The organism is Bradyrhizobium sp. BR14999 (genome assembly GCF_056106085.1).
In genome coordinates, this window is sequence record NZ_CM148536.1 from 4,670,336 (window position 1) to 4,689,490 (window position 19,155).

20 protein-coding genes are annotated in these 19,155 nt (G+C 64.7%); 11 read left to right on the plus strand and 9 right to left on the minus strand.

What is annotated here, in order from left to right:
* The first annotated feature begins 126 nt into the window (after positions 1-126).
* From ACR9YP_RS21670 to clpA, 3 genes are all read left to right on the plus strand, one after another.
* The gene (locus ACR9YP_RS21670; protein WP_024341049.1) at positions 127-465 is read left to right on the plus strand and encodes a phasin family protein; all 339 of its coding nucleotides are present in this window, start codon (positions 127-129) and stop codon (positions 463-465) included.
* 621 nt (positions 466-1,086) lie between these two features.
* On the plus strand, positions 1,087-1,419 hold the full coding sequence (gene clpS, locus ACR9YP_RS21675; protein WP_164934959.1) for an ATP-dependent Clp protease adapter ClpS: 333 nt from the start codon (positions 1,087-1,089) through the stop codon (positions 1,417-1,419).
* A 300-nt stretch (positions 1,420-1,719) separates the two neighbouring features.
* Entirely contained in the window at positions 1,720-4,128 is a 2,409-nt protein-coding gene (clpA, locus tag ACR9YP_RS21680; RefSeq protein WP_474217023.1) for an ATP-dependent Clp protease ATP-binding subunit ClpA, read from the plus strand.
* A gap of 71 nt (positions 4,129-4,199) precedes the next feature.
* Here the strand turns inward: clpA and ACR9YP_RS21685 are convergent, their stop codons facing one another.
* From ACR9YP_RS21685 to ACR9YP_RS21700, 4 genes are all read right to left on the minus strand, one after another.
* Complete coding sequence (locus tag ACR9YP_RS21685; protein WP_474217024.1) at positions 4,200-5,621, minus strand: MFS transporter; 1,422 nt, start codon at positions 5,619-5,621, stop codon at positions 4,200-4,202.
* Between the two features lie 184 nt (positions 5,622-5,805).
* Positions 5,806-6,831, minus strand: a complete 1,026-nt coding sequence (locus tag ACR9YP_RS21690) for an aldo/keto reductase (RefSeq protein WP_438107744.1) — start codon at positions 6,829-6,831, stop codon at positions 5,806-5,808.
* A 114-nt stretch (positions 6,832-6,945) separates the two neighbouring features.
* A complete protein-coding gene (locus tag ACR9YP_RS21695; RefSeq protein WP_438107745.1) occupies positions 6,946-7,236 on the minus strand; it encodes a hypothetical protein in 291 nt (96 codons plus the stop codon).
* Between the two features lie 50 nt (positions 7,237-7,286).
* On the minus strand, positions 7,287-8,243 hold the full coding sequence (locus ACR9YP_RS21700; protein WP_438107746.1) for an AraC-like ligand-binding domain-containing protein: 957 nt from the start codon (positions 8,241-8,243) through the stop codon (positions 7,287-7,289).
* Positions 8,244-8,438: 195 nt separating this feature from the next.
* Here ACR9YP_RS21700 and ACR9YP_RS21705 point away from each other — a divergent pair, with 195 nt between their 5' ends.
* Together ACR9YP_RS21705 and ACR9YP_RS21710 are read left to right on the plus strand one after the other, a co-directional pair.
* On the plus strand, positions 8,439-9,455 hold the full coding sequence (locus ACR9YP_RS21705) for a carbon-nitrogen hydrolase family protein (protein ID WP_438107747.1): 1,017 nt from the start codon (positions 8,439-8,441) through the stop codon (positions 9,453-9,455).
* A 28-nt stretch (positions 9,456-9,483) separates the two neighbouring features.
* The gene (locus ACR9YP_RS21710; RefSeq protein ID WP_438107748.1) at positions 9,484-10,521 is read left to right on the plus strand and encodes a phenylacetaldoxime dehydratase family protein; all 1,038 of its coding nucleotides are present in this window, start codon (positions 9,484-9,486) and stop codon (positions 10,519-10,521) included.
* 4 nt (positions 10,522-10,525) lie between these two features.
* On the opposite strand, the gene ACR9YP_RS21715 is transcribed toward ACR9YP_RS21710, so the two are convergent.
* A complete protein-coding gene (locus tag ACR9YP_RS21715; protein ID WP_474217025.1) occupies positions 10,526-11,164 on the minus strand; it encodes an HAD family hydrolase in 639 nt (212 codons plus the stop codon).
* Positions 11,165-11,253: 89 nt separating this feature from the next.
* On the opposite strand from ACR9YP_RS21715, the gene ACR9YP_RS21720 reads away from it, so the two are divergent.
* The 4 genes from ACR9YP_RS21720 (at position 11,254) to tsaA (ending at position 14,045) form a co-directional block, all read left to right on the plus strand.
* The gene (locus ACR9YP_RS21720) at positions 11,254-12,207 is read left to right on the plus strand and encodes a lytic transglycosylase domain-containing protein (protein WP_438107750.1); all 954 of its coding nucleotides are present in this window, start codon (positions 11,254-11,256) and stop codon (positions 12,205-12,207) included.
* 227 nt (positions 12,208-12,434) lie between these two features.
* Positions 12,435-13,175 (plus strand): AzlC family ABC transporter permease, encoded by a 741-nt coding sequence (locus ACR9YP_RS21725; protein WP_438107751.1) that lies wholly within the window; start codon positions 12,435-12,437, stop codon positions 13,173-13,175.
* Positions 13,172-13,522 (plus strand): AzlD domain-containing protein, encoded by a 351-nt coding sequence (locus tag ACR9YP_RS21730; protein ID WP_438107752.1) that lies wholly within the window; start codon positions 13,172-13,174, stop codon positions 13,520-13,522. Before ACR9YP_RS21725 ends, ACR9YP_RS21730 begins: the two co-directional genes overlap by 4 nt.
* Positions 13,523-13,553: 31 nt before the next feature.
* Positions 13,554-14,045 (plus strand): tRNA (N6-threonylcarbamoyladenosine(37)-N6)-methyltransferase TrmO, encoded by a 492-nt coding sequence (gene tsaA, locus ACR9YP_RS21735; protein WP_438107753.1) that lies wholly within the window; start codon positions 13,554-13,556, stop codon positions 14,043-14,045.
* Between the two features lie 211 nt (positions 14,046-14,256).
* Here the strand turns inward: tsaA and ACR9YP_RS21740 are convergent, their stop codons facing one another.
* The 4 genes from ACR9YP_RS21740 to ACR9YP_RS21755 form a co-directional block, all read right to left on the minus strand.
* Entirely contained in the window at positions 14,257-14,685 is a 429-nt protein-coding gene (locus ACR9YP_RS21740) for an HIT family protein (protein ID WP_438107754.1), read from the minus strand.
* 60 nt (positions 14,686-14,745) lie between these two features.
* Complete coding sequence (locus ACR9YP_RS21745) at positions 14,746-15,987, minus strand: GNAT family N-acetyltransferase (RefSeq protein ID WP_438107755.1); 1,242 nt, start codon at positions 15,985-15,987, stop codon at positions 14,746-14,748.
* Between the two features lie 211 nt (positions 15,988-16,198).
* Positions 16,199-16,945 carry a glycerophosphodiester phosphodiesterase gene (locus ACR9YP_RS21750; RefSeq protein WP_474217026.1) on the minus strand — a complete coding sequence of 249 codons (747 nt, stop codon included), beginning with the start codon at positions 16,943-16,945 and terminating at the stop codon, positions 16,199-16,201.
* A gap of 5 nt (positions 16,946-16,950) precedes the next feature.
* A complete protein-coding gene (locus ACR9YP_RS21755) occupies positions 16,951-17,418 on the minus strand; it encodes a RidA family protein (RefSeq protein ID WP_018321130.1) in 468 nt (155 codons plus the stop codon).
* A gap of 240 nt (positions 17,419-17,658) precedes the next feature.
* Here ACR9YP_RS21755 and ACR9YP_RS21760 point away from each other — a divergent pair, with 240 nt between their 5' ends.
* Both ACR9YP_RS21760 and ACR9YP_RS21765 read left to right on the plus strand, forming a co-directional pair.
* Entirely contained in the window at positions 17,659-18,504 is an 846-nt protein-coding gene (locus tag ACR9YP_RS21760; protein WP_438107757.1) for a cell envelope integrity EipB family protein, read from the plus strand.
* A 175-nt stretch (positions 18,505-18,679) separates the two neighbouring features.
* Positions 18,680-19,081, plus strand: a complete 402-nt coding sequence (locus tag ACR9YP_RS21765; RefSeq protein ID WP_091899125.1) for a RidA family protein — start codon at positions 18,680-18,682, stop codon at positions 19,079-19,081.
* Positions 19,082-19,155: the final 74 nt, after the last annotated feature.

The following is a 19,155-nucleotide window of genomic DNA, read 5'->3' on the forward strand; positions in this document are numbered from 1 at the left end:
TCAGCGATTTGGATCTAGTTTTGTGCGTTGCACAAGATTCTTGACTTTTTTGTGCGTTGCACTAATTGTGGGCAGAGTCAGGGAGCCGGGGCTTCCCGACGAGAGCCAGGGAAAAAGGATTCCGACATGTTCAAGGTTGAAGACTTTCAGAACTACGGGAAAGAGCAGTTCGAGCAGTGCGTCGCCTCCGCGACCTCGGTGCAGCACGGCCTCCAGGCGATCGCGAGCGCCTATGGCGACTACACCAAGAAGTCGTTCGAAGACACCAAGTCCTTCGTCGAGAAGCTCTCCGGCGTGAAGTCGCTGGACAAGGCCATGGAAGCGCAGACCGATTTCGCCCGTTCCGCCTACGAGACCTTCGTTGCTGAATCGCAGAAGATCGCCGGCCTCTACAGCGACCTCGCCAAGCAGGCGTTCAAGCCGGTCGAGACCATCGTGTCGAAGTTCACCCCGGCTGCGAACTAACGCTTTCTGGAAGTCCTGGAATGAAAAAAGCCCGGCTGATCAGCCGGGCTTTTTGTTTGCGCGCGATCAATCCGTCAGAGTGCCGCACTTGCACCGCATCGATTATGACGCTTGCCGACTTGCGGTTGTCGCACAGCTGGAGACGTCGACCGCGACACGGTCCGATCTCGCGCCATGCACTCAAGCCCTTGGTAAATTGGACCGTAGAAAACCGGAGATGTGCCGTGCGCGAAAGGTCGCAGCCGCATGGGACGGTCGGGTTCCTGGTCAACACGTTCCAAATGGGCGCGACGGAAAATTTTGTCAAACCGGTCCGGATTGACTAACCTTGGTGAGGATCACCGGGCCGGGAATCGGGACCGCCGCGGCAGCATCGGCCGGACCGTTGCATGCTTGCGGCGAGCCGGGGGCAGGGCCATATTGCTGTCGACCGATCCGGTTCCGACCGGAGCGGTCGGAGGCGGCGATTCAGAAAGGCGGCGCGCCTGTGCGAGGCTCCGAAGTGCTGAGCTGCGCCGCAGACCGTCATTCGCTTCCGTGGGGAATTTGAACGCCTGTGCCATGCCGCAACTGACTTCCAGACTCGACCTGTCCGCGGTCACCGCCGCCTGCGCTCCCCGGATGAGCAACGATGAGAACCGTTCGGGCGGCCCTTCCGGGCCGAACACGTCGGTCATCACCAAGGTCAAGCCAAAGACCAAACGGCCGAACCTGTATCGTGTGCTGATCCTGAACGACGACTACACGCCGATGGAATTCGTCGTTCACGTGCTGGAGAAGTTCTTCCAGAAGGACGTCGAGGCGGCGACCAAGATCATGCTGCACGTCCATCATCACGGCATCGGGGAGTGCGGCGTGTTCACCTACGAGATCGCGGAGACCAAGGTGACACAGGTGATGGATTTCGCCCGCAAGCACCAGCATCCGCTGCAATGCGTGATGGAAAAGAAGTAAGACGCCTCACGGCGCGTTGAAGCCAGCTCCCTTGTAGTGGCGGTGTGATCGTCGCCTGAGGTCTGCGCGCGACATCCGTTGCAGCCGGCAGCAACAGAATTTTGTGCCGGCGCCGATCCCGCCCAAATCGGAACGGGTTTTGCATCGAGAATACGGTAATCGAGAATACCGCAGGTGTGCAGCCGCCAGAGTCGCGGAACCGGTCTTTTGCCGCGATCTTGTATAACTATATGTGACAAAGGTTGTTGTTGCCTGACCGGGCGATGACGATCATGATGGTGGGGGCCATAGAGGACGCGAATGCCGACTTTTTCCCAAAGCCTTGAACAATCCCTGCATCGTGCGCTGGCGATCGCAAACGAGCGTCATCACCAATACGCGACGCTCGAGCATCTTTTGCTCTCTTTGATCGATGACTCCGATGCAGCCGCCGTCATGCGCGCCTGTAGTGTCGATCTCGACAAGCTCCGCACGAGCCTCGTCAACTATCTTGAAACCGAATTCGAGAATCTGGTGACGGATGGCGCCGACGACGCCAAGCCGACCGCCGGCTTCCAGCGCGTGATCCAGCGCGCGGTGATCCACGTGCAGTCGTCCGGTCGCGAAGAGGTGACCGGCGCCAACGTGCTGATCGCGATCTTCGCGGAGCGCGAGAGCCATGCTGCGTATTTCCTGCAGGAGCAGGACATGACGCGCTATGACGCAGTCAACTACATCAGCCACGGCATCGCCAAGCGGCCGGGCGTCTCCGAGGCGCGCCCCGTGCGCGGCGTCGACGAGGAGACCGAGACCAAGGGCAACGAGGACGCCAAGAAGAAGGGCGAGGCGCTCGAGACCTATTGCGTCAACCTCAACAAGAAGGCGCGCGACGGCAAGATCGATCCGGTGATCGGGCGCAATTCCGAGATCAACCGCGCGATCCAGGTGCTGTGCCGCCGGCAGAAGAACAACCCGCTGTTCGTCGGCGAAGCCGGCGTCGGCAAGACCGCGATCGCGGAGGGGCTCGCCAAGCGCATCGTCGACAGCGAGGTGCCGGAGGTGCTGGCGGCTGCGACGGTGTTCTCGCTCGACATGGGCACGCTGCTCGCCGGCACGCGCTATCGCGGCGACTTCGAAGAGCGTCTGAAGCAGGTGCTGAAGGAGCTCGAGGCGCATCCCAACGCCATCCTGTTCATCGACGAGATCCACACCGTGATCGGTGCGGGCGCGACGTCGGGCGGGGCGATGGACGCCTCGAACCTGCTCAAGCCGGCGCTGGCCTCGGGCACGATCCGCTGCATGGGCTCGACGACGTACAAGGAATATCGCCAGCACTTCGAGAAGGACCGCGCGCTGGTGCGGCGCTTCCAGAAGATCGACATCAACGAGCCGACGGTCGAGGACGCCATCGCGATCCTCAAGGGTCTCAAGCCGTATTTCGAGGACTATCACCGGCTGAAATACACCAACGAGGCGATCGAGGCCGCCGTCCAGCTCTCTTCGCGCTACATCCACGACCGCAAGCTGCCGGACAAGGCGATCGACGTGATCGACGAGTCGGGTGCGGCGCAGATGCTGGTCTCCGAGAACAAGCGCAAGAAGACCATCGGCATCAAGGAGATCGAGACCACGATCGCCTCGATGGCGCGGATTCCGCCGAAGAGCGTGTCGAAGGACGATGCCGAGGTGCTCAAGCATCTCGAGCAGACCTTGAAGCGCACCGTTTTCGGCCAGGACAAGGCGATCGAATTGCTCGCCGCCTCGATCAAGCTGGCACGCGCGGGCCTGCGCGAGCCGGAGAAGCCGATCGGCTGCTACCTGTTCTCCGGACCCACCGGCGTCGGCAAGACCGAGGTCGCCAAGCAACTCGCGGCCGCGCTGGGCGTCGAGCTCCTGCGCTTCGACATGTCCGAATATATGGAGCGGCACACCGTGTCGCGCCTGATCGGCGCGCCTCCCGGCTATGTCGGCTTCGACCAGGGCGGCCTGCTCACCGATGGCGTCGACCAGCATCCGCATTGCGTGGTACTGCTCGACGAAATCGAGAAGGCGCATCCAGACCTCTACAACGTGTTGCTCCAGATCATGGATCACGGCCGGCTCACCGACCACAACGGCAAGCAGGTTAACTTCCGCAACGTGATCCTGATCATGACCACCAATGCGGGCGCAGCGGATCTCGCCAAGCAGGCGTTCGGCTTCACCCGCTCCAAGCGCGAAGGCGACGACCACGAGGCGATCAACCGGCAGTTCGCGCCGGAATTCCGCAATCGCCTCGATGCCATCGTCTCGTTCGGCCATCTCAGCGTCGAGGTGATTGGCACGGTCGTGGAGAAGTTCGTGCTTCAGCTCGAGGCGCAGCTCGGCGACCGCGACGTCACAATCGAGCTGTCCGAGGAGGCCAAGGCCTGGCTGATCCAGCACGGCTATGACGAGCAGATGGGCGCACGTCCCATGGCCCGCGTGATCCAGGAGCACATCAAGAAGCCGCTGGCGGACGAGGTGCTGTTCGGCAAGCTCAAGGGCGGCGGCCATGTTCGCGTGGTTCTCGTCAAGGACGAGGGCGACGAGACCAAGGAGAAGATCGGCTTCGAGTTCGTCGAGGGCCCGGTCACGCCGAAGCAGGAGAAGCTGCCCGGCGCCCGCAAGCGTCCGCCAGGCAAGTCCAAGCCGGGCGGTCCCGGCGGCTCCAAGGGGCCGACTTCGAAAGGACCGCTGGTCAAGGTCTGACTTGCGCGCGATGAGTTGAAAAGGCCGGCTGAAAAGCCGGCCTTTTTGTTGCTCGCATCACTGTAGCGGCTTCATTCCCCCCGCAGGCGCTGGTCGTCCTGCACACGAACATGCTCGGCGCCGCGCGCGCCCACGGGCGACAGCCGCAGCAGGCTCAGCACCGCGCCGCAGAGTGCAAAGCCGACACCGGCGAGTAGGGCCAATCGGGTTCCGTCGATCGGATAGCGGCCGAGCAACAGCGCCACCAGCGCCGCGCCGGTGGTCTGGCCGAGCAGGCGCGCCGTGCCCAGCATGCCGCTGGCGCCGCCGGCGCGCTCGCGCGGGGCGGCCGCGATCATGGTGCGGTTGTTGGGGGTCTGGAACAGGCCGAAGCCGGCGCCGGCCAGTGCCATGCGCCAGATCACGTCGAACGGCGTCGGGCTAGCGGGCAGGAAGGCGAGCGCACCGAGGCCACAGGCGAACAGCGTGAGCCCGATGCCGCCGAGCAGGCCGGCCGGATAATGCTCGACCAGGCGGCCGGCGAGGGGCGCCGCGAAAGCCACCGCGATCGGCCAGGGTGTGATCAAGAGGCCCATATGCACGGCGGAATAGCCGAAGCGGCTCTGGAGATAGAAGGGGATGGCGACGAAGGCCAGCATCTGCCCGCAGAACGATGCGATCGAGGTCGCAATCGACAGCGCGAACACGGGGATGCGTAACAGGTCGACCGGCAAGAGCGGCGAGGTCATGTGGGTCTCGCGATAGATCAGCAGCGCGCCGGCGACGATGGCGATGGCGAACTGCACGAGGCAGGTGATCGCGGCCTCCCCGTGACCGACGCTGTCGACGGCGGCGATGCCGACGCCGAACGTGATTGCCGACAGCCCCGCACTCTGCCAATCGAAGGAACGGCTCGCTTGTTTGGTGTGCGGCAGGCTGCGCAAGCCGATCAGCAATGTCACCGCACCGAGCGGGACGTTGATGGCGAACAGCCAGGGCCAGCTTCCGACCGCGAGGATGCCGGCGGCGAGCGTCGGTCCGACCGCGGCCGAGAACGCGACCACGAGCGCGTTGAGCCCGATGCCGCGGCCGAGCTGGCTGCGCGGATAGGTGAAGCGCACCAGCGCCGCGTTGACGCTCATGATGCCGGCCGCGCCAAAGCCCTGGATGATGCGCGCGATCGTCAACAGCGGCAGCGTATGTGCCAGCGCGCACAACGCGGACGCGAGCGTGAACAGCGCGAGCCCGACCAGATAGACGCGGCGATAGCCGACGATCTCGCCGAGCGAAGCCAGCGGCAGCAGCGAGATCGTGATCGCGAGCTGGTAGCCGTTGACGATCCAGATCGAGAAGGCCGGGCTCGCATCAAGGTCGGCCGCAATCGTCGGCAGCGCCACGTTGGCGATGGCGCTGTCGACCACCGCCATGATGATGCCGAGCGCAATGGTCAGCACCGCCTGGTTGCGTTGTGGCTGCGGCAAGCCGTCGGCATGCTCGATCGGGGCGGACGACATGATGGAGGCGCGGTTGATTCGAGCCGTAATTCATCTCCGAATAGGAAATTGCCCGATCGACAGCAACCCGTCAGGACCCGGACAGTTCCCCTGCCGGAGCAGGGCTTCCGCCATGAAAGGACAGGGGTCGGAACGCGCTTTCACGAGCGCTCAACAGCGCGCAGTCATGGCAATTGACCGGCTTCTACACTGCCGGCGGATTGCGGTCGGTGAACGTCGTGCGCTGGTGCCAATAGGGATAGGGCAGCGTCACCTTGCTCGCGGCATCGAGCTTTGCGACATGGTCCTTGGTCAGCGACCAGCCGACCGCGCCGAGATTTTCGCGCAGCTGCGTCTCATTGCGCGCGCCGATGATCAGGGTCGCGACGGTCGGACGCTGCAGCAGCCAGTTGAGCGCGATCTGCGAGACGCTCTTGCCCGTCTCCTTCGCGACCTCGTCGATGGCATCGACGACACGATAGACATGTTCGTCCGGCACGGGCGGGCCAAAATCGGCGGTCTGGGGCAGGCGGCTGACTTCCGGCTTGGGCTGACCCCGGCGGATCTTGCCGGTGAGGCGGCCCCATCCGAGTGGCGACCAGACCACGGCACCTAAGCCCTGGTCGAGACTGAGCGGCATCAGCTCCCACTCGTAGTCGCGACCGATCAACGAATAATAGGTCTGGTTGGCGACGTAGCGCGGGAAGCCATGCTTGTCGGCGACGGCGAGCGACTTCATCAGGTGCCAGCCCGAAAAATTCGAGACGCCGACGTAGCGGATCTTGCCGGCACGCACGAGCACGTCGAGGGTCGCGAGCACCTCTTCAGGTGGGGTGAAGGCGTCGAAGCCGTGGAGCTGGAACAGGTCGATGTAGTCGGTGCCGAGCCGGCTCAGCGAACCGTCGATCGCGGCGAGCAGATGCTGGCGTGATGATCCGATGTCGTTGGCCCCATCGCCGAAGCGGAAGCTTGCCTTGGTCGAGATCAGGACCTTGTCGCGGCGTCCCTTGATGGCTTCGCCGAGAACGCGCTCGGATTCGCCGAGCGAATAGACATTCGCGGTATCGAACATCGACACGCCGGCATCGAGGCAGATATCGAGAAGCCGCCGCGCTTCGGTCGCGTCCGTCGTGCCCCAGGCGGCGAGGCGGCCGACGCCGCCAAAGGTACCGGTCCCAAGACTCAAGGCAGGCACCATGAGGCCTGACCGGCCCAAGCGTCGGTATTCCATCGATATGCTCCTCGGCTGGTCGCTGATTGATCACTGCGGCTTGGTGGCGAGGATAGTGCAAGCAGGCGCAGCGTCCTATCACGCGCTCACATACCGGCCTTGCTTGGGAATGGCCTAGTCGTGCAGGCGCATGTCGTCGAACGCTGCATCGGCAATGCGCGAGCCGGGCGTCTTCACCAAAGATTGAGCTTCGAGCCTTGTTGCGGGCGAGGGAAAGCACGCAGGTTCACTGTCGCGCGGTTGCCGCGGTAGCAGCGTCAGGCTCCAGCCCACCAGGACCAGCACTGCGAGCCGGATCGCGATCACACCCAGCAACAGCTCCGTTCCGCTTATGGTGGCGTGAGTCCTCATGCGTGCCAGCTTGATGCAGGTCACCAGGCAAGACAATTTGGAATTGGCGAGCATTACCTTCGTTGGAAGCGAAGGCTCGAGGTGATAGCTGATTGCAAGGGACGTCAGTGCCGCAACTGGCTCTGCCGAAAGTCGCGCGGTGACATCCCGAAATGCTCGCGGAAGACGCGGCCGAAATGCGAGAGGTCGTTGAAACCCCAGGCGAAGGCGATCTCGCTGATGTGGCGATGGGCGAGCACGGGTGAGGCGAGGTCGCGCCGGCATTGGGCGAGACGTTCGGCAAGCACGTGGCGCTGGAACGAGATGTCCTCGTCGGCGAGGAGATCGTTGACATAGCGCGGCGAGATGCCGAGCGCGGCCGCGGTCTCCGCGAGCGAGAGATCGGGATCGGCGAGATGCGCGCGGATGTGCGCTTTCAGCCGGTAGAGCAGGGCGGAGCGATGGGTCGAGGATGGCAGCGACGTCTTGCCGAGCCGTTCGCCCAGCGCCATCGCAAGGAGATCGACCGCCTGCTCCGACAGCGCGACCGCGTTGTCCGGAGCCAGCCGGTCCGCGCTCTGGCAGAGCCTGACAATAAAATCATAGGCGAGCCGCTCGAGCGGCACATCGGCGCCGAACGCGATCGCGGTCAGCGCCTCGGTACCGCCGAGCCGGCGCTGCAGCATCTCACGCGGCACCTTGAAGATGGTCTGCGTGAAGCTGTCGTTGAACTTCAGCTCATAGGGCCGCGTGGTGTCATACAGGGCGAACTCGCCGGGATGGATCACGGTCTCGCGGCCATCCTGCACCACGCCGCCGTCGCCGCGATTGCCGAGCGCGACCAGGACGAAATCCTGATCGGAGCGCGCGATGCGCGAGGGTGTGCGGAATACGTGCTGGCGATCGGAGCAGACCTCGGAGCACACCGCCCTGCCGAGCGAAGCCTGCGTGACCGACCCGTGAAAAGCGCTGCCGAGGTCCGACTTGCAGTCGAGCCCGACGAAGACGTCGCAGACGATGTCCTGCCAGAGAGCAAGCCGCCGGTAGCCGGGGCTGCCATCCGTCGTGAACTGGACTGGCATCTGAGGAGCCTCCCTTTCACATCCTGCAAAATCGCCTGTTGGCGGATCCAGCCTGCCCGGAGGCAAATCCCATACCCGGTCGGTGGCCGCGTCCAGTCGAGTTTTTGTTCCGCCGTGGTCGAGCGCCCCGCCGCCCGGCTTGGCTCAATAGACTGCATCGGACGTGGCTTCCGATCAACCGGCATGGAGGCGGGAATGGGCATCGAACATCCGAAATACAAAGTGGCGGTGGTGCAGGCGGCGCCGGCCTGGCTCGACCTCGACGCCTCGATCGACAAGACGGTCGCACTGATCAGGGAGGCCGCGGAGAAGGGCGCCAAGCTGATCGCCTTTCCCGAGGCGTTCATCCCCGGTTACCCCTGGCATATCTGGATGGACTCGCCGGCCTGGGCGATCGGCCGCGGATTCGTGCAGCGCTATTTCGACAATTCATTGTCCTATGACAGCCAGCAGGCTGAAAAGCTGCGCGAGGCCGTGCGCAGGGCAAAGCTCACCGCCGTGATCGGTCTCTCCGAACGCGACGGCGGCAGCCTCTATCTGGCGCAATGGCTGATCGGACCCGACGGCGAAACCATCGCAAAGCGCCGCAAGCTGCGGCCGACCCATGCCGAGCGCACCGTCTATGGCGAAGGAGATGGCAGCGACCTCGCCGTGCATGCCAGAGCCGACATCGGCCGTCTCGGCGCGCTGTGCTGCTGGGAGCATCTCCAGCCGCTGTCGAAATACGCGATGTACGCGCAGAACGAACAGGTGCACGTCGCGGCCTGGCCGAGCTTCTCGCTCTACGATCCCTTTGCGCCGGCGCTCGGGGCCGAGGTGAACAATGCGGCTTCGCGCGTCTACGCGGTGGAAGGCTCCTGCTTCGTGCTCGCACCTTGTGCGACGGTGTCGCAAGGAATGATCGACGAACTGTGCGACCGGCCCGACAAGCATGCCCTGCTGCATGCCGGCGGCGGTTTTGCCGCGATCTACGGCCCCGACGGCAGCCAGATCGGCGAGAAGCTGGCGCCGGACCAGGAGGGCCTCCTGATTGCCGAGATCGACCTCGGCGCCATCGGCATCGCCAAGAACGCCGCCGATCCCGCCGGGCACTATTCGCGGCCCGACGTGACGCGGCTCCTGCTCAACAACAAGCCGTACAAGCGGGTCGAGCAATTTGCGCTGCCGGTTGACACCGTCGAGCCCAAGGACATCGCCGCGGCGGCGAGCTGATCGTCGGCGTCGAGGAGAGGGCACGATCATGGAATCCGCAATTCCTCTGCATCTCGAGGCCCCGCGCACGCGCCACAAGCGCGTGCCGGACGACTATCAGCCGCCATATCCTTCGTTCGTGGCGCGCTACAAGCCTGCCGTCGGCTGCGTCGTGATGGCCTATTTCGGCGTGCAATATCGCGGTGAGGCGCCGGCGGCGACGGACGCGTTGAAAGAAATCGCAGGGCTCTTCGCTGCGGAGAACGGTCCGTCACATTGGGACCGCGCGCATTATGTCGATCGGTCTGGTCATGAGAACGTTGTCTCGGTCGCCTATTGGGACGATGTCGCGCGTTTCGATGCCTGGTTCGCACCGGCGCGCGAGGCCTGGACCGGAAAACAGCGGGACGGCATCGGCACCTTCATCGAGGTGCTGCGACCCGCTGTGGCGCGGCACGAGACGCTGTTCTCCTCGCCGGACCGGCCCGAAGGGGTTGCCGCAATCGCCGGCGGCATGAGCGGCGAGGTGCAGGAGCACGCCTATTGGGGCGGCATGCGCGACCGTATCCCGCTGTCTCAGACCGACGCCATGGCGCCCGGCGGCGCACCGGAGCTGATCCGCGACGGCGCGCGGCTGCGCGTCGTGGCGCACGACAATCTGTGCCTGATCCGCTCCGGGCAGGACTGGAGCGATACCGAAGCGTCCGAGCGCAAGCTCTATCTCGACGATGTCGAGCCGGTGCTGCGCGAGGGCATGGATTTCCTGCGCGACGACGGCCTCGGCATCGGCTGCTACGCCAACCGCTACATGCGCGTGCTCGCGGCTGACGGAAGCGTCAGCGAAAAGTCCTATGGCCAGAGCTGGTGGAAGAGTCTCGCTGCGCTCGAACGCTGGGCAGAGTCGCACCCGACCCACGTCAAGATCTTCGGTGCGGCGATGAAATATCTGTCGACGCTCGGGCCGTCAGCCAAGCTGCGGCTCTATCACGAGGTGACGGTGGCCGCTGCCGACGAACAGTTCTTCGAATACCTGAACTGTCATCCAAAGACGGGCATGCTGGCAGCGGTGGAGACTGTCGGCGCCTGATAGGCTAGGTCACGCAATGGCCGAGCAGCTCGGGATGCGCGGCGCAGATGTGATGTGCGCCGGCCTCCTTTAGCTCGGCCTCGCTGCCATAGCCGTAGAGCACGCCGATGGCGGTCATGCCGTTGGTGCGGGCACCGACCACGTCATGACTGCGATCGCCGATCATGATGGCGCGCTGCGGATCGACCATGGCCTCATCGAGCGCGTAGCGGAGCAGGTCGCGCTTGTCGACGCGGGTGCCGTCGAGCTCGGAGCCGAACACGCGCTCGAAATACGGTTTCAGGCCGAAATGATCGACGATGCGCGTGGCATAGACGGCGGGCTTGCTGGTCGCCACGAACATGCGCTGACTTGTCGCTGCGAGCGTCGACAATGTGTCCGTAATTCCGCTGTAAGCCTCGTTCTCGAACAGCCCGATGTCGCTGAAGCGCTCGCGATAGAGCAGGAGCGCGCGGTCAGCGAGTTCATCGGTCCCGGTGAGCCTCTTGAGGCTGGCATGCAGCGGAGGGCCGATGCACCAGGTCAGTTCGTCCTCGCTCGGCACCGAAACGCCGAGCCGTTCCAGCGCGTACTGGATCGAGCGGGTGATCCCGGGCTTCGGGTTGGTCAGCGTGCCGTCGAGATCAAAAAAGATTGTCACCATCGGAGCGGGACCTGCGTTGATACTGCCGCTCGTTGCTAGTTGGCTGGGGTTCCAAGTCAAGGTCCGATTTGTCCGATAACGTCAATGCCATGCGAATAGCTCGGGTTATCGCTGTCCTGTGCCAGGCCCTCGTACTGTCGCCGGCGCTGGCGGAGGAGGCGCCTCCGCCCGTCGTGCCTCCGAATGCCGAGGAACCCGCAAAGCCGGCGGAGAAACCGAAGGACGCCCGCGAGAGCGACACGCGGGAATCGCTCTGCCTGATCATCGAGGCGGCGGCGCGCGAGGCCAATCTGCCGCTCGAATTCTTCGCCCGGGTGATCTGGCAGGAGAGCCGCTTCCAGTCCGACGCGGTCGGACCGCTGACCCGCAACGGCGAGCACGCACAAGGGATCGCGCAGTTCATGCCGGGCACGGCAAGCGAGCGCGGGCTGCTCAATCCGTTCAATCCGGTGCAGGCATTGCCGAAGTCGGCGGAGTTCTTGAACGAGCTGCGCAACCAGTTCGGTAATCTCGGCCTCGCGGCGGCCGCCTACAATGCCGGCCCGCGGCGGGTGCAGGAATGGCTCGCGGGCACGGGACCGATGCCGGAGCAGACCCGCAACTACGTCTTCGCCATCACCGGCACGAGCGTCGATGCCTGGGCCAAGGCAGGCAGCACCGGCAAGGGACCGCCGAGTTCACCGCCGACGAGCTGCGGTGATCTGATGGCGCTGCTCAAGCGCGCGCCAAATCCGTTCGTCGCCGAGCTCGAGCAGCATGTCGAGCTTGCGGCGGCAAAGGTCTGGGGCGTGCAGCTTGCCGCCGGCTTCGACCGCAACAGGGCGCTGGCGATGTATTCCCGGGCCGTCACGAAACTGAGCGCCGTGATCGGCGAGCGTGATCCGAGCCTGCTGAGCTCGGTGATGCGCAGCCGCGGCACGCGCGCTTTCTATCAGGTGCGCATCGGTGCCGACACGCGCGCCGAGGCGGACGATCTGTGCAATCGTATCCGCAAAGCGGGCGGTGCGTGCTTCGTGCTGAAGAACAGGGGTGTGAGCGGGTAGGCCCCTCGTCATTCCGGGGCGCGCCTCTTGGCGCGAGCCCGGAATCCATCGGGCCGCAGAGATCGTGGTGAAATGGATTCCGGGCTCGCGACTTTGTCGCGCCCCGGAATGACGTCGGCGGGTGCCCCGCGCCACGTGCGCATGCCAGCCCCGCCGCGGGCTTTCTTGACGTGCGTCGCCGTATCGCCCGTTATGAGGCACGATTCCTCTCCTCGACCAAACCTCCCGTGGCGCTTCCTCCGCTCGATTCACCTCAATGGCAAAGCTCCTGGCGCGCCTTTGCGTGGGGGCTGCGCTCGATCACGCAGACGATCCTCACCATCGTGCTGTTCGTGACCTATCTCGGCATCGGCGCGCTCGCCCACGACACCCATTTCAGCCTGCTCTGGGCGCTCGCCTCGACGTTGTTCGTCTGGGCGGGTCCTGCGCAGATCATCCTGATTACCACGCTTGGCTCGGGTGCCACCATCATCCAGTCGGCGATCGCGGTCACCGTCAGCGCCATCCGCCTGTTTCCGATGGTGGTCTCGGTGTTGCCGTTGATGCGCACGCCGACGACGAAACGGCGCGAGCTGATCTTCACCGCGCATCTCACCGCCGTCACGCTCTGGGTCGAATGCCACCGCTTCCTGCCGCTTGTGCCGCGCGAGCGGCGCATCGCCTTCGTCCACGGGCTCGGCTGTGGCCTGGTCTCGGTGTGCCTCACCGCCAACACGGTTGGCTATTTCCTCGCCGCCAACCTGACGCAGACGCTTGGCGCCGCGATCCTGCTGCTGACGCCGCTGTCGTTCCTGTTCTCGACTGCGCGCAACAGCCGCGAGGTCGCCGATGTGGTCGCACTCGTGCTGGGCATATTGCTCTATCCGCTGGCCGTGAAGATGAACTCGGGCCTTGATATCCTGGTCAGCGGCCTCATGGCTGGCACGATCGCCTATGGCGTGCATTGGCGGCGGGAGGTGCGCGCATGAGCTTGGCGCAGCTCATCGGCGACTGGCACGCGCTGGCCGTGCTGTTCGTCGCCGGCGTGGTTCCCAATCAGATATGGCGCATGCTGGGCCTGTGGTTCGGCGGCGGCATCGACGAAGGCTCCGAGCTGCTGGTCTGGGTGCGGGCGGTCGCGACCGCGATCCTGGCCGGTGTCATCGCCCAGATCGTGGTCGAGCCGCCAGGGGCGCTTGCCAGCGTGCCGGATATCTTGCGCTATGGCGCGGTGGGGGCCGGGCTCGTCGTCTTCCTGCTGACCCGCCGCTCGATCTTTGCGGGCGTCGTCACGGGCGAAGTCTTCATGCTGGCCGGAAAGTGGTGGTTGGGCTAAAACCGCCGGCGAACAGCAAGGAACAGGAAATATGGTTCGCGAACAGGAGCTCCGCGAGGGCGAGGTCGCCATCGAACTGCCGCCCGCAGAGGATGCCGGCCTCGTCTTCATCGGCCGCATCCGCACCCCCTGGACGTCGCGGCTGGAGACGCCGCGGCAGGGGCGTCACGACGGCCCGGTGTGCCGGCTCGAAATATTCGAGCCGTTCGTGCCGGCCATCAAGGGCGTCGATTTCTACAGCAACCTCGAAGTGCTCTACTGGCTCGACAGGTCGCGGCGCGACATCATCCTGCAGAGCCCAAAGAACAACGAGAAGACCCGCGGCACGTTTTCGCTACGCTCACCGGTGCGGCCCAATCCGATCGGCACCTCGATCGTGAAGCTGGTCGGCATCGAGGGCAATGCGATCCTGGTGCGCGGACTTGACTGCCTCGACAACACGCCGCTGATCGACATCAAGCCGGACCGTTGCGAGTTCACGCCACTGGCGGCGCCGCAGAAGGGCGATTTCGAGACGGAGTGAGGTCTCTGCTCCGTCATTGCGAGGAGCCCTCGCGACGAAGCAATCCAGACCGTCGCCGCGGAAGCAGTCTGGATTGCTTCGCTTCGCTCGCAATGACGAGGAGGAGCCATCGTAGCCCGCATGGAGCGAAGCGGAATGCGGGGACAGTCCCGGATTGTGCTTCGCTCCATCCGGGCTACGGGGCGCGCCCCGGAATGACGAGCGGAGAGATCTACCCCGCCTTCAACGCCGCGATCAGCTTGGCCGCGTGCTCTTCCAGCACCTTGGCGTCTTCCTTGCGGCTCGCGGGCGGCAGCATGGCGACACCGTCGCGGCGCGGCATCACGTGCATGTGGAGATGAAACACCACCTGTCCGCCGGCGGGCTCGTTGAACTGCTGCACGGTGATTCCGTCGGCTTCGAACGCCTTCATCGCTGCCGCCGCGATCTTGTGCGCGCCGCGGGCGACATGGGCGAAGTCGTCCGGTCTGATGTCGAGGATGTTGCGGGCAGCGGCCTTCGGGATCACCAGCGTGTGGCCAGGCACGCGCGGCATGATGTCGAGAAAGGCGAAGACGTGTTCGTCCTCGTACACCTTGTAGGAGGGCAGCTCGCCGCGCAGGATCTTTGCGAAGATGTTGTTGGTGTCGTAGGCGGTCATGCTAGCTCCTCGGCGGCTCCTCGAGATTTTGCGCTTACTGTCACCAGCAACGGCGAGGCGTCAAGGCGCCTCGTCGGCGCCTTTGCGGAACGGGCCGAGCTCGGCGAGCTCGCGTCCGGCTTCCGCAACATAGGCGCGCTCGCGCTTGAGATAGTCGTCGATGGCGCGCCGCAGGCCCGGATCGGCGATGAAGTGGGCGGAATAGGTCGTCTTCGGCAGATAGCCGCGTGCGATCTTGTGCTCGCCCTGTGCGCCGGCCTCGACGTGCCGGAGGCCGCGCTTGATGGCGAAATCAATCGCCTGATAGTAGCAGACCTCGAAATGCAGGAACGGATGATGCTCGACCGCGCCCCAGTTGCGGCCGAACAGCGTGTCTGAGCCGATGAAGTTGATCGCGCCTGCGATCCAGCGATTGTTGCGGCGGGCCATCACCAGCAGCACGTCCTCGCTCATCGTCTCGCCGATCAGCGAGAAGAACTCGCGCGTCAGATACGGCCGGCCCCATTTGCGCGAGCCGGTCTCCATGTAGAATTCGAAGAACGCGTCCCAGGCGTCCTCGGTGATGTCTTTGCCCGTGAGCCAGTGGATGGTGATGCCGGCGGAGAGCGCATCGCGTCGCTCGCGCTTGATCGACTTGCGGTGGCGCGAGTTCAGCGTCGCCAGAAAGTCATCGAAGCTGGCAAAGCCATCATTGTGCCAGTGGAACTGCTGGTCGGTGCGCTGGAGGAAGCCGTGCTTGGCGAGCAGCTTCCATTCGGCCTCGCGGGCGAAGGTGACGTGCACCGAGGAGGCCTTGCTGACCCCGCACAGCGCCACCAGCCCGCTCGCCAGGGCCTCGCTGATCCGCTCGCGGTCGACACCGTCGCGGACCAGCAGACGCGGTCCTGTGGCTGGGGTGAACGGAACCGAGACCTGGAGCTTCGGATAGTAGCGCCCGCCCGCGCGTTCATAGGCGTCCGCCCAGCCCCGGTCGAAGACATATTCGCCCTGCGAGTGCGACTTGAGATAGCAGGGCACTACGCCGGCGACGCGACCGTCGAGCTTGGCCACGAGATGCCGCGGTCCCCAGCCGGTGCGGATCGTCGCTGAGCCCGATTTCTCAGCGGCGGAGAGAAATGCGTGTGAGACGAACGGGTTATAGGCCGACTTTAAGAGACCGGCGGAATCGCCTGGAAGGGCGGATGAGGTTCCCGTGCCATTCCCATTGCAAGCCTTGCCGGGATTGGCGCAGGCGTCCCAATCCTCCGGTGCCACTTCGCCAATCGAAGGTACGGCCTCGAGCGTGATTTCGGATGATGCCATCGTCCCCAAGATCGTGCATTGCAGCAGCGACTTCAAGGGTGGGGAACGCCTCTCTCGTGCCCGGACGCAGTGCAGCGCTCCTTCAGCGGGGCGCTGCAGAGCCGGGGCCCATGTGGCAGCACGTTCGCGGAGGGATGGGTCCCGGCTCTGCGCCGCAACGCTTGGAGCGTTGCAGCTTGTCCGGGACACGAGCGCGTTCGCATGCCGTACCCTACGGCACGAACCCCTCGAAGATCATCTGATCCGCATATTGACCGACCCGCGTCCGCTGCTCCGGCGTGCGCACGGTCCAGCCGAGCAGGGCGCAGCCGAAGACGTTGCGGGCAATCCAGGGGGCGGGGGCCGGCAGGTGATCGACTTTGAACGCCACAAAGTGCGGCTGGGTCTGCAAGCCGTGGCGCAGGTACAGCATGCTGTCGCGCTGCGCCTGGGTCAGCTTGGCCCAGTACTCGTCCTCATAGGTCTGCTGCGCGACGATGCCGCGCGGGCGGGAGGGCAGCAGCTCGCGTAGCGCCAGCACCTGGTCGGGATCGAAGGACATGCCGACGGCGGGACCGTCATAGGACGCCAGCACCTCGGCCATCCGCTTCACCAGCTTGCGGTCGCCGCCAAAATGGCTCTTCACCTCGATCACCAGCGGTACCCGGCCGGCGACCAGGGCGCAGAGATCGCCGAGCGACATCATCCGCTCCGGCGTATCCTTGAACTTGACGGCTTTCAGCTCGGCCGCGGTTTTCTCGATCACCTCTCCAGTGGCCTCGGTGAGGCGGCCGAGCGCATGGTCGTGATGCACCATGGCCTCGCCGTCGGCGGAGAGCTGGATATCGACCTCGATCGAAAAATTGCCTGCGATTGCGGCCTGGACCGCGCCCGGCATGTTTTCCACGATGCCGCGCGAAATGTCATGCAGGCCGCGATGGGCGACCGGCCGGGCTGTCAGCCAATCCGGAGCGCGCATTCGGGTCAGGCGACCTCGAACACGCCGTCGACCTCGACCGCCGCATCGGCAGGCAGCGAGGCGACCCCGACGGTGGTGCGGGCATGGCGGCCCTTGTCACCGAAGGCCGCGACCATCAGGTCGGAAGCACCGTTCAGCACCTTGGGCCCGTCCAGGAAGTCGGGCGCCGAGTTGATGAAACCGCCGAGGCGGACCACGCGCACGACCTTGTCGAGGTCGCCGAGCGCGGCCTTGACCTGGGCCAGCAGGTTCACCGCGCAGCCGCGGGCGGCCGCAGCGCCGTCTTCGATCGAGACGCCGGCACCCAGCTTGCCCTTGGCGATCAGCTTGCCGGCGGGATCGAAGCAGACCTGGCCGGAGACGAACAGCAAATTGCCGGTGCGCACGAACGGCACATAGTTGGCGACGGGAGTGGGGGCTTCATGCAGCTTGATGCCTTGTTCCGCCAGTTTCTGCTCGACTGTGCCAGCCATGTTCGACCTCGTTGTCCAAGAATTCATCTGCCCCGACGCCTCTGGAGGCCGGCGGCCCTGTTTCGCTCATCGTGCCGCCACATGCAAGCAACCGAAGGGACTGCATTTTGTTGAGGCAGGGGAGGAGGTTCAACGCGGGAGCCGCAACTTTACGTGAAACGGCCTCAGTTGCGACGCAATGGATCGGTCATTAAAATGTCTAATCTGCGCTCCCCAAGGACGCATCCTCAAGGAACAGACATGGTGCACCTTTTCCGGACTTCGCTCGGTGTGATGGCGCTCGCGGCGGCCACTGTCGGCCTTGGCGGCGAGGCGCAGGCTGCCAAGGGTCCGTTCCTCGCGCACCAGGCGCTTTATGACCTTAGCCTCGTGAAATCGCGCTCCAACTCGGTCAACAGTGCCCGCGGCCGCATCCTCTACAATTTCACGGGGAATGCCTGCGAGGGTTATACCTCGGAATTCCGCCAGGTCTCCGAGCTCGACAGCGGCGAGGGTAAGGTCACGCTGAGCGACCTCCGGTCCAATTCCTGGGAGGACGCCGCCGGCAAGAGCTACCGCTTCAACATCGAGACGCGCATGAACGAGGCGGATGCCGGCCGCGTCGACGGCTCGGCCGAGCGCGACGGCGACCACATCAACGTCAAGCTGAAGCTGCCGGCGCCGAAGACATTTACCCTCGACGGCAAGATCGTATTCCCGACCGAGCAGATCCAGCGCATCATCGCTGCAGCCAACGAAGGCAAGTCGCTGCTCGAGCTCTCCGTCTATGACGGCTCCGACGATGGCCAGAAGGTCTACAACACACTGACCGTGATCGGCCAGCCGATCCCGGCCGACCGTGCCACCGCGTCCGACCCGTCGATCTCCGACGAGCATATGAAATCGCTCAAGCGCTGGCCCGTCACCGTCAGTTACTTCGACCGCGAGGCCCAGCAGAAGGAAGGCGAGCAGACGCCGGTCTACGCGATGGCGTTCGAGCTCTACGAGAACGGCGTCTCCCGCCAGCTCGTGCTCGACTACAACGATTTCGTGATCTCCGGCGCGATGGGCAAGTTCGACGTGAAGGACAGCAAGCCCTGTAATTAATGGGGCTGCGTTCTCTCCTCCGTCATTGCGAGCGCAGCGAAGCAATCCAGACTATTTCCATGGTGACAGTCTGAGCTGCTTCGTCGCAAGAGCTCCTCGCAATGACGGGGCTGGCTCTCCGCGCGCTCTCCAGCTACCCTCCATCCCAACCACAAACATCCGGGAGGCCAGCACCATGCCCAAGCTCGACCATCTCCGCCCCAGCGGCCTGCATCACAATCCCGCCTATTCGCACGTCGTCACCGCTACCGGCGCGCGCACCATCTACATCTCCGGTCAGGTGTCGGTGGACGAGGAGGGGCGGATCGTCGGCGAGGGCGATATTGCCGCGCAGACGACGCAGGTGATGCAGAATCTCGGCCACGCGCTGAAAGCGGCGGGGGCGAGCTACGCCAACATCGTCAAGATCACGACCTTCGTCGTGAACTACAAGCCGGAGCTGCGCCCCATCATCGGCAAAGCCCGCTCCGTCTTCTTCGAAGGCATGGAGCCACCGGCCTCGACGCTCGTCGGCGTCTCCGCGCTGGCCGCACCGGAGTGGCTGATCGAGATCGAGGCGGTGGCGGTCGCGGATTGAGGTCTCTCTTGTAGCCCGGATGGAGCGAAGCGTAATCCGGGTCTGCTGCTAGGATGCGCTGTCCCGGATTGCGC